General features: G+C 53.5%; 11 protein-coding genes. 1 reads left to right on the top strand and 10 read right to left on the bottom strand.

Features of this window, described 5'->3' with window-relative positions; genetic code table 11:
* Nucleotides 1–44: 44 nt before the first annotated feature.
* The 8 genes from epd to tkt all read right to left on the bottom strand — a co-directional run bounded on the left by epd (nucleotide 45) and on the right by tkt (nucleotide 9,006).
* Nucleotides 45–1,064: an erythrose-4-phosphate dehydrogenase gene (gene epd, locus QNN88_RS13935; protein ID WP_414240743.1), complete on the bottom strand. Its 1,020-nt coding sequence runs from the start codon at nucleotides 1,062–1,064 to the stop codon at nucleotides 45–47.
* A 287-nt stretch (nucleotides 1,065–1,351) separates the two neighbouring features.
* Nucleotides 1,352–2,062: a nucleoside/nucleotide kinase family protein gene (locus QNN88_RS13940; RefSeq protein WP_414240744.1), complete on the bottom strand. Its 711-nt coding sequence runs from the start codon at nucleotides 2,060–2,062 to the stop codon at nucleotides 1,352–1,354.
* Nucleotides 2,059–2,568, bottom strand: coding sequence for an MltR family transcriptional regulator (locus tag QNN88_RS13945; RefSeq protein ID WP_414240745.1), 510 nt, complete (start codon nucleotides 2,566–2,568; stop codon nucleotides 2,059–2,061). Before QNN88_RS13945 ends, QNN88_RS13940 begins: the two co-directional genes overlap by 4 nt.
* A 15-nt stretch (nucleotides 2,569–2,583) precedes the next feature.
* On the bottom strand, nucleotides 2,584–3,555 hold the full coding sequence (gene glpX / locus QNN88_RS13950) for a class II fructose-bisphosphatase (RefSeq protein ID WP_414240746.1): 972 nt from the start codon (nucleotides 3,553–3,555) through the stop codon (nucleotides 2,584–2,586).
* Nucleotides 3,552–4,826, bottom strand: coding sequence for a zinc-binding dehydrogenase (locus tag QNN88_RS13955; RefSeq protein WP_414240747.1), 1,275 nt, complete (start codon nucleotides 4,824–4,826; stop codon nucleotides 3,552–3,554). Before QNN88_RS13955 ends, glpX begins: the two co-directional genes overlap by 4 nt.
* A gap of 23 nt (nucleotides 4,827–4,849) precedes the next feature.
* A complete protein-coding gene (locus QNN88_RS13960) occupies nucleotides 4,850–6,229 on the bottom strand; it encodes a PTS mannitol transporter subunit IICB (protein WP_414240748.1) in 1,380 nt (459 codons plus the stop codon).
* Between the two features lie 26 nt (nucleotides 6,230–6,255).
* The gene (gene cmtB, locus QNN88_RS13965) at nucleotides 6,256–6,699 is read right to left on the bottom strand and encodes a PTS mannitol transporter subunit IIA (protein WP_414240749.1); all 444 of its coding nucleotides are present in this window, start codon (nucleotides 6,697–6,699) and stop codon (nucleotides 6,256–6,258) included.
* Between the two features lie 315 nt (nucleotides 6,700–7,014).
* Nucleotides 7,015–9,006, bottom strand: coding sequence for a transketolase (gene tkt / locus QNN88_RS13970; RefSeq protein WP_414240750.1), 1,992 nt, complete (start codon nucleotides 9,004–9,006; stop codon nucleotides 7,015–7,017).
* A gap of 278 nt (nucleotides 9,007–9,284) precedes the next feature.
* Between tkt and QNN88_RS13975 the strand changes: the two genes are divergently transcribed.
* The gene (locus QNN88_RS13975) at nucleotides 9,285–10,043 is read left to right on the top strand and encodes a M48 family metallopeptidase (protein WP_414240751.1); all 759 of its coding nucleotides are present in this window, start codon (nucleotides 9,285–9,287) and stop codon (nucleotides 10,041–10,043) included.
* Nucleotides 10,044–10,255: 212 nt separating this feature from the next.
* On the opposite strand, the gene speB is transcribed toward QNN88_RS13975, so the two are convergent.
* Nucleotides 10,256–11,176, bottom strand: a complete 921-nt coding sequence (gene speB / locus QNN88_RS13980; RefSeq protein WP_414240752.1) for an agmatinase — start codon at nucleotides 11,174–11,176, stop codon at nucleotides 10,256–10,258.
* 142 nt (nucleotides 11,177–11,318) lie between these two features.
* Nucleotides 11,319–13,295 carry a biosynthetic arginine decarboxylase gene (gene speA, locus QNN88_RS13985; RefSeq protein WP_414240753.1) on the bottom strand — a complete coding sequence of 659 codons (1,977 nt, stop codon included), beginning with the start codon at nucleotides 13,293–13,295 and terminating at the stop codon, nucleotides 11,319–11,321.
* Between the last annotated feature and the right edge of the window lie 7 nt (nucleotides 13,296–13,302).

A 13,302-nucleotide genomic window follows, 5' to 3' on the forward strand; every position in this document is an offset into this window, starting at 1 on the left:
CCTCTCGTTGATTCTTGATAAAGTTTTGCAGACGCCCTTGCGCCCTACCTGAAACCTTTTGCAGCCATCGCTAACGTGGTGTCGAGCATTCTGTTCGCGAAGCCCCATTCATTGTCACACCAGACCAGGGTCTTAATCAGGTGCGCACCACTGACTCGCGTTTGAGTGCCATCGACGATGGCGCTGTGCGGGTCGTGATTAAAATCTACTGAGACCAACGGTAATTCCGTATAGTCAACTATATCATGAAATGCACCTTGTGCCGCTTTTTGCAGCAACTGGTTGACTTCATTCGCTTTTACCGGCTTCATCACCGTGACGCTCAGGTCGATTGCCGTGACGTTTATCGTGGGTACACGCACCGCAATGGCTTCAAAACGATCGTTAAACTGCGGGAAAATACGCGTGATGCCCGCCGCCAGTTTGGTATCGACCGGAATGATCGACTGACTCGCCGCACGTGTACGGCGCAGGTCAGGGTGATACGCATCAATGACCTGCTGATCGTGCATCGCGGAGTGAATTGTCGTCACCGTACCGGACTCTATGCCATAGGCATCATCCAATAATTTGATAATGGGAATGATACAATTCGTGGTGCAGGACGCATTGGAAACGATGCGGTGTTCCGCGCGCAGTTGGTCCTGATTGACGCCAAATACCACAGTGGCGTCGAGATCGTTGCTGCCAGGATGTGAAAAGAGCACTTTCTTTGCTCCCGCGGCGAGATGCGCTTCGCCGTGTTCGCGATTACCGTAAACCCCTGTGCAATCCAGCACGATATCAATGCCCAGTTCGCGCCAGGGCAGCGCGTCAAGCGCGGGCTCATGCAGAATGCGGATCGCGTCGTCGCCGACATAAAGTTGTTCGCGCTCCTGGCGAACATCCCATGCAAAACGCCCATGGCTGGTGTCATATTTCAACAAATGCGCCATGCCCGAAGCATCCGCCAGTTCATTGATTGCCACCACGGTGATTTCCGCCCGACGTCCAGATTCATATAAAGCACGAACCACATTACGTCCGATGCGACCGAAGCCATTAATCGCTACGCGTACGGTCATAGATCTCCTGCAAGGCTATCCCGATTCAGATGTGGCTGACAGAGTAATCCAGCGCATCGTTCAGGGAAACCTTACCTGTCGCAAACTGCGACTGATTGATTATTTGTCGAACATTTAATCGACTGAAACGCTTCAGCTAGAATAAGCGAAACGGGGAATAAAAGGAATGATTGTCCAGACGATTAAGCCAGCTATATGACCTGCATCACATTTTACCCGCTACGGACGGGGGTAATTATTCCAGTAAGCCGTAATAATCATCACGTCTTAGCTGGAATAATTTATCGTCAGGCGAGACGGTATTCCCCACTGAGGTTCATCTCCAGTAGCAGGCTGGCAGGGCGACTTTCGCGCAGCACTCGCTCAACATTAGGCCCGTCTGTGCGTTCGTAAAACGCCCCGGCATCGGCTGGTGATAATCCACCGGCCCGTTTGCGCTCCACCAGTCGGGCTCGCAGGGCCTGGGCTGGCGCACGGATAAAGAGGGAAAAATCGCAGAACGCCGCCAGCGCCCGCCATCTCTCGTCATCCCGCAGCAGCCAGTTTCCTTCCACAATGACAATCGGCGCGTTTACGACAATCGCGTCTTCGACCGGATCGTGTTTTTGCCGATCGTACTGCGGCCAGGTCCCTTCGCCGTCCCGTATCTGGCGCAGATTCTGCGCAAGCTTATCAACGTCAAAGGTCTCTGGTGCCCCTTTATATGCACGCAGATTGTGGGCGTCCAGCCAGTCATTGTAGTGATGAAAACCATCCATCGGCAGCGTCTGGATCGTCGGCAAAAAGGGATCCTGACGAGAAAGCCATTCCCAGAACGTGGTGAGTGTGGATTTTCCGGTCCCGGGCGGCGCACTCAGAAACACAACGGTGCGCCGTCTGGTGTTCGCGGAATGGATGTTTGCCAGTCGCTGTAATAACGGCTTATGAACGTTCTCTATCTCATCATCATGATAATGGGCTTCAACCCGCAACCCGTTGACCATCAGTCCGATTTTCACGGTGTTAATTCCTTCAAAATTGACGTCACCGCCAGCGCCATTGCCGTCTTGACCATTGCGGAAAAACGAACCTCCGACCACGCCGCAAAATCGGCAAACTTCATCGACTCCAGCGCGCTATATAAGGTCGTGTTTCGGGTGATACTGTTGACGTTGCTGATAAAATCCCAGGTGATGTCATCAGCAAATCCTGGGATTTCATCCCGTTCGCTGACGTACTGATAAAACTGCGAAAAATGCGTAATGTCGGCATAAAGCCATTTGTCCATTTTTCCCAGCGCATAAATCAGGCGTAGCGCAACGTCAATATCATCAAGCGGCCCACTCTGGGCAAGTAACGGCTTCACTGCATATTCCACAATCTCTTCATCGTTATCGACAAACAGCGACGGCAGAAAGCGCTTTATGCCCTGCAGCAAAATAGTATGTGCCGTCGTCATAAACGAAAGTAAATTGTTCTGAGCATCCAGTTGCTCAAGCACATCGTCTTCTGTCAGCGTCGTCATTCGTATCCCGATAAATCACCATGAATGCAGAGAGTCTATTATATTACACGTTCGGTCCGCCCCGCCGATCAGTAAAGTTTGCGTGCGTACCCCCTTTGCAACCTGTTGGATCCCATTCACCAGATCGCCTCTGGTCACCCCGGTCGCGCTAAAAAGGACGTCATCTCCTGCCACCAGTTCGTCGAGTGTATAAACCCGATTAACCTCGACACCCATTTCAGCACACCGCTGGCGCTCCTGAGCAGCAATCAGCCGATGCTCTGCGGTATCGCCTTTTGCTTCACAAAAATCGACAAGCTCGGCTTGCATATCGCCCCCCAATGCTTTCACCGCGCAGGCAGAAATCACGCCTTCCGGCGCACCGCCCGTGGTATACATCAGGTCATAGAGGTTATCCTGCAAACAGGCCAGCACGCTGGCGGCCACATCGCCATCGGGCAGGGCGTAGACTTTCACCCCCAACTGTGTGGCTGCGGCAATCTCCGGTTGAAGTCGCGGTTTATCCAGTGTGACCATGCGCAGTTGCTCCAGCGGTTTGCCCAGCGCTTGTGCCACCTGACGCAGATTATCTGCCAATGGCAGGGCAAGATTAATCCCCCCTTTCGCCTGCCGGTTAACGACCAGTTTTTTCATGTACATATCCGGGGCGTGAAGCAAACTTCCCCGCGGCGCAAACGCCATCACTGCCAGCGCATTGCTCTGCCCCATCGCAACCATCCGGGTACCTTCAATGGGATCGACGGCGATATCCACCTCCGGTCCGCCGCCATTGCCAACCTCTTCGCCAATCCACAACATCGGCGCGTGATCTATTTCGCCCTCGCCAATGACGATGCGCCCGCGAATGGCAATGTCATTCAAGGCCGTACGCATCGCGCTCACTGCCAGGCCATCGATTTTGTTCTTATCGCCGCAGCCGGTTTGCGGCCAGGCAGCCAGCGCTGCCTGCTCCGTGATGCGAAACAGCGGCCATGCCAGGGATTTCATGCCGCCTCCCCGATATCCACGCCAAACTGCGCCAGCAGATACTTTTCTGCTTTCTCATTCCAGATTCCGTGTGTCTCCTCCACAAGACGCGCCAGTTCCCTGAACAACGGATCGGTTTTGCCTTTCTCGGCGAAATCAGCAATTGCCGTCAGCGGCATCGTGACGCCGTTATAGATGAGCTTCTTACCACCCGGAATATCCGGTAAGTTCAGAACGGTATCTGGCACCGCATCAAGACCGCCGATATGGGTCACCATAAACGACGGTTGCAGTTGTCCTGTTGCGCTCAGCGCGATTGCCTCTTTCATGTCCTCGGTGGAACCGCCAGAAGTTCCGACTACGTGAGTGCTGTTGTAATGCACGTTGTAGAAATTAAACGGCACCTTGAAACGGCTATCCGTCGGACCGGCAAAGAAATTCAGACAGCCATCTTCTGCCAGAAGGTCGTCCGCCAGTTCAACAACGGACGGCACGGCGGCATAGACAAAAACGTCATCGAACCCGGCACCGCCCGTTAATTCGCGCAGTTGCGTCGCGGGGTCGGCCATACCGGACGAATTCACATAGGTGAGCTCGATTCCCTTGCGCGCGGCCAGTTCCACCGGCAGCAGCTTTTTAGCCTGCTCCAGACGCGTTTCATCAATATCCACAACCACCACACGTGCCGGTTGGATCCCGCCATTAATCGCATAATCAATCGCACCAATACCCATCGGCCCGGCGCAGGCTAAAAGCGCAATATTGCCGCCGGGCTTAATCCCCATTCTGTGCTCATACACATAAGGCGTCGTATGGTAATTCGCTTTATAAGCACCGATAATGCAGCACATCGGTTCCGCCAGTGAAGCAGCCGCAAAATAAGAACCGTGATATGGCAATACGCATCCCAGGTTTATCGCGACTTCAGGAATAATCATATACGTGGCATTACCACCAAAATATTCGTAGCTGTACCCCGCGGAATAACCGCTCGGCAATCCCATTGCGGGTTGTAAAACAAAGCGTTGCCCTTTTTTATATTTCCCGGTTAAATTTTTTCCTACTTCAACAATAATCCCGGCGCATTCGTGACCGGTAATCACCGGATGATTTTCCAGATCATCCGGAACACGTTTATGTTCACTGGCTAATGTCGCGGCCTTCCAGGTGGATAAGCATACGCTGTCGGAAATCACGCTGACTAATAGTTCATTATCCGTAATTTCAGGTAATTCAAACTCACGGATACGCACATCCTGCTTGCCATAAATTGCAGCCACTTTCGTTTTCATATTAACTCCAGGAACCAGAAATACTAATTCGACGTTAAGTGATTAAATAAATCGTCAAGCTGCGGGTCGCCAATATAGTTTTTGATCAACACCAACGGTTTATCGCTAACCCGTTTAACGCGCCCTTCAAGACTGGCATGGGTAACAATAATATCAGCGTCAACTGGCACATTTTCGATGGCATAATGCTTCACCTCGACAGCCAGCCCCGCTTTTTCCAGGCGCTTACGAAACGTCGTCGCCCCCATCGCGCTGGACCCCATTCCCGCATCACACACAAAGGCGATACGTTTGACATGGCGATATGAAAAACTACCTGCCTGCTTCATGGCTTTGACAGCGTTGGCGGAATCACTGAACGTCTCTTCACTTTCGGCCAGACCATTTTTTTCCATTTTCAGGATCAATGAGGTGATGATAAAGGTCACTACCGTTCCCGCCGTGACGCCCGCAATCGTGGCAAGGAAAGAACCTTTTGGCGTCAAGGCCAGGTAAGCGAAAATCGACCCTGGACTGGGGCCCGCAACCAGGCCGCCGCCTAACAGATTGAACACCCATGTTCCGCTCATTCCCCCGGCAATCATGCCGATAAGGGTCAGTGGCTTCATAAGCACGTACGGGAAGTAGAGTTCGTGAATGCCGCCCAGGAAATGGATAATCATGGCGCCGGGAGCCGATTTCTTCGCCATTCCTTTACCAAAGAAGGCAAACGCCAGCAGTAAACCTAAACCGGGGCCAGGATTTGAGGCCACCATGAAGAAGATGGATTTTCCTGTTTCCGAAGCCTGCTGCATTCCCAGCGGATAATAAACTCCCTGGTCGATTGCATTATTCAGAAAAAGGATTTTTGCGGGCTCATTAATCAGTGAAAGCAGCGGCAGATAACCCGCGTGCACCAGTGATTCAATACACTCTTTCACAAAGTTATTGGCAATGAGAACCGCCGGTCCAATAACTTCAAACCCCAGCAGGCACAACATCATTCCGGCAATGCCTAAAGAGAAGTTATTGATCACCATCTCAAAGCCCGCGGGGATACGCTGGTCCAGCAGCCGGTCAATGTATTTAATCACCAGGCCACCCAGTGGCCCCATGATCATTGAACCGAGGAACATCGGGATATCCGCGCCAATAATCACGCCGATCGTACCGATTCCCCCCATCACCGCCCCACGCTTCCCACCGACCAGATGTCCACCGGTGGAACCAATCATTACGGGTAATAAATAGGTAATCATCGGGCCGACGATTTTGGCGAAATGCTCATTAGGCATCCACCCTGTCGGAATAAATAATGCAGTAATAAAACCCCAGGCAATAAAAGCACCGATATTCGGGATGACCATGGCAGTCAAAAATCCGCCAAAAGCCTGGACCTTTGCACGAGCAGACTTGTGTTCCATATTATTATCCTGTCGAGGAGAAATGATTATGCGCGGGCGATAATATCCGCCAACTGCTTTTCTGATTTGGCTGCTAATAATGCAGCCAGAGTTTCCTCTTCACAAAGAAGTTCGCTTAATGCCTGGATAGCGCCAATATGTGAATCGGCATTCGCCGCCGACAACCCGATGAGCAATTTTACGGGTTCGTCATCGTCGGAAAATTGCACTTCCTGTTTAAGAAGCGTTAATGACATTCCTGTTTTTAACGCACCACATTCTGGCCGGGCATGCGGCATCGCCACACCGGGTGCCAGAATATAATAAGGACCATTGTTAATCGTTGAATCTTTTATAGCCTGGATATAATTGGCATTCACATAATGATTCGCCAGTAATGATGACATGGAAAAATCAATGGCTTCCTGCCAGTTCTTTGCCACCGGTTTTATTGAAATTGAAGCTTCAGGAAAATAGTCAATCAACCGCATAAATTGTCCTTATTTTATTTTTAGGGTACAACGTCTTGCTAAAAACAAAATACGCGTGCGACCAAATGAAATCAATCGAGGAGAAAACAGAGACAGGGAAAAGAGACAATAATACAAATCATTAAAAAACAGATTGTTATAACTAAAAATAAAAATAGCAATATTAATTATGTGATGAACATTGCAAATTCAATAATATACTAAATATCAATTCTGTGAAGCAGATCTACAATAACCCCTTGCCTGAGCAGAAATAATTACCTTTTCAGATGATAACGGGCCGCCGAAGCGACCCGTTAGAGACTGTTGTAATGATTACAGCAGCGCTTTTGCTTTCGCGACAACGTTGTCGACGGTGAAGCCGAACTCTTCGAACAGCAGCTCTGCCGGCGCAGATTCACCGAAGGTGGTCATACCGACGATCGCGCCGTTCAGACCCACGTATTTGAACCAGTAGTCAGCGATACCGGCTTCCACGGCCACGCGAGCGGTAACCGCTTTCGGCAGTACGGATTCACGGTACGCCGCATCCTGCTTGTCAAACGCATCGGTAGACGGCATGGAGACCACACGCGCTTTCACGCCTTCGGCAGTCAGTTTTTCCCATGCGGCAACCGCCAGCTCAACTTCAGAACCGGTCGCGATGAAGATAAGCTCAGGCTGGCCTGCGCAATCTTTCAATACGTAGCCACCGCGAGCGATGTTCGCCAGTTGCTCTTCGGTACGTTCTTGCTGTGCCAGGTTCTGACGGGAGAGGATCAGCGCGGTCGGGCCGTCCTGACGCTCAACGCCATATTTCCACGCCACGGCGGATTCAACCTGGTCACACGGACGCCAGGTGCTCATGTTTGGCGTGACGCGCAGAGAAGCCACCTGCTCTACCGGCTGGTGAGTCGGGCCATCTTCGCCCAGACCGATGGAGTCGTGGGTGTAAACCATTACCTGGCGCTGTTTCATCAGCGCTGCCATACGCACCGCGTTACGGGCATATTCCACAAACATCAGGAAAGTGGAGGTGTACGGCAGGAAACCACCGTGCAGGGAGATACCGTTGGCAATCGCGGTCATACCGAATTCACGAACGCCGTAATGGATGTAGTTACCCGCAGTATCTTCGTTGATCGCTTTAGAACCCGACCACAGAGTCAGGTTAGAAGGCGCGAGATCTGCGGAGCCGCCGAGGAATTCCGGAAGCAACGGACCAAAAGCTTCGATCGCATTCTGAGACGCTTTACGGCTGGCGATTTTTGCCGGGTTAGCCTGCAACTTAGCAATAAACTCTTTCGCTTTTGCGTCGAAATCAGACGGCATTTCACCTTTCATACGACGGGTGAACTCAGCGGCTTCCTGCGGGAAGGCTTTGGCGTAGGCGGCAAATTTCTCGTTCCAGGCAGACTCTTTCGCCTGACCGGCTTCTTTCGCATCCCACTGGGCGTAGATTTCAGACGGGATTTCGAACGGCGCGTATTTCCAGCCCAGCTGTTCGCGAGTCAGTGCGATTTCTGCATCGCCCAGCGGCGCGCCGTGGGAGTCGTGGGTACCCGCTTTGTTCGGGGAACCGAAACCGATGATGGTTTTGCACATCAGCAGGGACGGTTTGTCGGTCACCGCACGCGCTTCTTCGACTGCGCGTTTGATGGCGTCTGCGTCATGACCATCAACACCACGTACCACGTGCCAGCCGTACGCTTCGAAACGTTTAGCGGTATCGTCAGTGAACCAGCCTTCAACGTGACCGTCGATAGAGATACCGTTGTCATCGTAGAACGCCACCAGTTTGCCCAGCTTCAGCGTACCGGCCAGAGAGCATACCTCGTGAGAGATACCTTCCATCATGCAGCCATCGCCCATAAACGCATAGGTGTAGTGGTCAACGATGTCATGGCCCGGACGGTTAAACTGTGCAGCCAGTGTTTTTTCAGCGATAGCCATACCGACCGCGTTCGCAATACCCTGACCCAGCGGACCGGTAGTGGTTTCCACACCGGCGGTGTAACCCACTTCCGGGTGACCCGGGGTTTTGGAATGCAGCTGACGGAAGTTCTGCAGCTCAGACATCGGCAGATCGTAACCGGTGAGGTGCAGCAGGCTGTAAATCAACATGGAGCCGTGGCCGTTGGACAGCACGAAGCGGTCACGATCGGCCCAGGACGGGTTGCTCGGGTTGTGCTTCAGGAAATCACGCCACAGGACTTCGGCAATGTCAGCCATACCCATCGGGGCACCCGGGTGACCGGATTTGGCTTTCTGTACTGCGTCCATGCTCAGCGCACGAATAGCATTGGCAAGCTCTTTACGTGAGGACATTTTGACTCCAGATCGGATGATGAAGGCCATGCCCGTAACGACTTGACGACAGCGCGTTTTGGGCTACGCCGGAAAAAAGTGCCAACAATGTAACCCAAGCCGCGTGTCATGTACATGGAGCATCCTTTTGCCGCTTCAGAAATCTCCGGATCACACTCGCATGTTGCGCAATCTGCTCGCCCGCTTGTTGTTCTTTTCTTTATACTTAGCCTGAGCGCGGATTCATCTGCAAATCGCGCACTTTTAGACCCCTCCTCATTTCGTGTGGAAGAAAAAACATGAAGATTCGCGCGTTACTGCTTGCTATGGGCATGGCGACGGTGCTGACCGGCTGCCAGAATATGAACTCCAACGGACTGCTCTCCTCGGGAGCCGAGGCTTTTCAGGCTTATAGCCTGAACGATGCGCAGGTTATCGCGTTAAGCAACCAGGCCTGTACGGAAATGGATGGTAAAGCGACTATCGCGCCAGCCGGCAGCGAGTACGCTAAACGCCTGAGCAAAATCGCCACGGCGCTCGGCGATAACATCAACGGACAAGCGGTCAACTATAAAGTCTACATGGCGAAAGACGTGAACGCCTTCGCGATGGCGAACGGCTGTATTCGTGTATATAGCGGCCTGATGGACATGATGACGGACAACGAAGTCGAAGCCGTGATTGGCCATGAAATGGGTCACGTTGCGCTCGGACACGTGAAGAAAGGTATGCAGGTGGCGCTGGGCACTAACGCCGTTCGCGCAGCCGCAGCCTCAGCGGGTGGAATAGTCGGCAGCCTGTCGCAGTCACAGCTCGGCGATCTGGGAGAAAAACTGGTGAACTCGCAGTTCTCCCAGCGCCAGGAATCGGAAGCGGATGACTACTCGTACGATTTGTTGCGCAAACGCGGTATCAGCCCGGCGGGTCTTGCCACCAGCTTCGAAAAACTGGCGAAACTGGAAGAAGGTCGTCAAAGCTCCATGTTTGACGATCACCCGGCCTCCGCAGAACGTGCGCAACATATTCGCGATCGTATGAAAGCGGACGGGATTAAGTAACATTCAAGCGTGCCGGATGACGGCGTAAACGCCTTATCCGGCCTACAGAACTACAGAACTACAGAACTACAAATTTTGTCCGGTGATCGGGCGTTATTGGCGAAGCCAGTTTGGGCCTGGACAGCGCACAGCCACCGGAGCGTACGCATAGTACGTGAGGATGGCGAGCACTGCCCGGGTTCAAAATGGCGAGTAAAATAGCCCGAAACCCGTTACTCGCCTTTCTTCGCCGCCTGAATGTACAGCATCTCCAGCGCCAGCGTTGCCGCCGCCAGGGCGGTGATTTCTGACTGATCGTAAGCCGGCGCCACTTCCACCACGTCCATCCCTACGATGTTCAGATCTTTCAGTCCGCGCACCAGCTTAATAGCGCGATCGGAAGTCAGACCGCCAATCACTGGCGTACCGGTCCCCGGAGCGAATGCCGGATCCAGGCAGTCGATATCAAAGGTCAGATAGACCGGCATGTCGCCGACAATCTGCTTCACCTGGGCGATGATGTCATCAACGCCGCGATCGTTCACCTGACAGGCGTCCAGCACGGTAAAGCCGTTGTCTTTATCGAATTCCGTACGAATACCGATCTGCACAGAGTGATGCGGATCGATCAACCCTTCGTTCGGCGCAGTGTAGAACATGGTGCCATGGTCGAACTCACAGCCATTCGCATAGGTGTCGGTGTGGGCATCGAAATGGACCAGTGCCATTTTGCCAAAGTGTTTTGCGTGCGCGCGCAGCAGCGGCAGCGTCACAAAGTGGTCACCGCCAAAAGAGAGCATCCGTTTACCGGCAGCCAGCAGTTTCTCTGCATGCGCCTGCAGTTTTTCACTCATTTCACGCGCGTCGCCAAAGGCGTAAACCAGGTCGCCGCAGTCCACCACGTTCAGGCGCTCACGCATGTCGAAATTCCACGGGAAGCGATTGTGTTCCCAGGCCAGATTCGTTGACACCTGACGGATTGCCGCCGGGCCGTGACGCCCGCCCGCACGACCGGACGTCGCCATGTCAAACGGCACGCCAGTGATCACCCAGTCGGCATCGCTGTCATACGGCTGGAAGTTCATTGGCAAACGCAGGAAACCAAAGGCGTTTGAAACCAGGGAGTTATCGTACTGATGACCTAAGGTGCTCATGGCAAAAACCTCTTATTCGTCGATATAAAAAAACCCTCCCGCGTCGTTAGGCCCGACGAGAAAGGGTTTGATTCGTAAACACAGTAATTGAGTAAATTATCGCTGCTTATTTGCCCAGGTTCAAGTCGCCCGGGCGCAGGCATTACTCATCTTCGAGATACGTATAGCCGTACAGACCCGCCTCAAACTCTTCGAGGAACTGCTGCTGCAGCGCATCGTCCAGGCCGGTTTGCTTCACCTGATCGCGGAAGTGTGTCAGCAACGTTTTCGGATCCAACTGTACATATTGCAGCATGTCCGCCACGGTATCCCCTTCATCCGACAGCTCAACTTCTACGCTACCGTCCGGGAAGACAAACACGTCCACCGCCTCGGTATCGCCAAACAGGTTGTGCATGTTGCCGAGGATCTCCTGATACGCGCCGACCATAAAGAAACCGAGCATCGGCGGATTCTCCGGATCGTACTCTGGCATCGGCATGGTAGTCGCAATGCCGTCGCCGTCGATGTAGTGATCGATAGCGCCGTCGGAATCGCAGGTGATGTCCAGCAGAACCGCACGACGCTCAGGCACCTGATCCAGCCCTTCCAGCGGCAGGACCGGGAACAGCTGATCGATCCCCCACGCATCCGGCATTGACTGGAACAGCGAGAAGTTGACGTACATTTTGTCCGCCATACGCTCTTGCAGTTCGTCAATGATCGGACGGTGCGCGCGGTTTTGCGGATCCAGCTGTTTCTGCACTTCGTGGCACATGCTCAGATAAAGCTGTTCCGCCCACGCACGTTCCTGCAGGCTGAAAGTGCCGGAGGAGTAACCGATGTGAATGTCATGCAGATCCATCTGGCTGTCGTGCAGCCATTCACGCAGCGAGCGACGGGTCCCCGGCTCGTGCATCTCCTGCCAGGTTTCCCACATGCTTTGCAGCGCGCGCGGCGCGTCGTCAGCCGGCGCAACAGGCACGGTATATTCGTTACGCTCAACGCCGATGATGTTGGACACCAGCACCGTGTGGTGCGCGGTCACCGCACGACCGGACTCGGTGATCACCGTCGGATGCGGCAGGCCGTTTTCTTCACAGGCATCGCCAATCGCCCAGATGATATTGTTGGCGTATTCGTTCAGACCATAGTTCACCGAGCAGTCAGACTGCGAACGGGTCCCTTCGTAGTCCACACCCAGACCGCCGCCCACATCGAAGCACTGGATGTCAACGCCAAGCTTATGCAGCTCAACATAGAAACGGGCAGACTCACGCACGCCGGTAGCAATATCACGGATATTCGCCATCTGCGAACCGAGGTGGAAATGCAGCAATTGCAGGCTATCGAGACGCCCGGCTTCACGCAGCGTTTCCACCAGTTGCAGAACCTGCGTTGCCGCCAGGCCGAATTTGGATTTTTCGCCGCCGGAGGACTGCCATTTGCCAGACCCCTGCGAAGCCAGACGCGCACGCACGCCCAGACGCGGAATGACGTTCAGACGTTCGGCTTCATCCAGCACAATGGCGATTTCCGACATCTTCTCGATGACCAGATAGACTTTATGGCCCATCTTCTCGCCAATCAGCGCCAGGCGAATGTACTCACGGTCTTTATAGCCGTTACACACAATCACGGAACGGGTCATCCCGGCATGGGCCAGGACCGCCATCAGTTCCGCTTTGGAACCGGCTTCCAGACCCAGCGGTTCGCCAGAATGAATTAAGGATTCGATGACACGACGATGCTGGTTAACCTTGATGGGGTAAACCAGGAAATAGTCGCCGTTATAGCCGTACGACTCACGCGCGCGTTTGAACGCCGCGTTAATGGAGCGCAGGCGGTGTTGCAGGATCTGCGGAAAGCAGAACAGCGCTGGCAGGCGTTGCCCTTGCGCTTCACGCGCTTTCACCAGCTTAGCGAGATCGACGCGCGCTTCGGGGACGTCAGGGTCCGGGCACACGCTAATGTGACCCAGTTCATTGACGTCATAGTAGTTATTGCCCCACCAGGCAATATTGTAAGTACGCAGCATCTTGCTGGCTTCCTGGGAGCTCATTGCAACCTCCTGCATGGAGCGTAGTACACCCTGTTCGCCTGCTGACGAAGGCGAACCCAAAGACATGTCGTCAGACATAGCGAAC

The organism is Citrobacter sp. ANG330 (genome assembly GCF_047467925.1).
GTDB lineage: Bacteria > Pseudomonadota > Gammaproteobacteria > Enterobacterales > Enterobacteriaceae > Citrobacter_A > Citrobacter_A amalonaticus_G.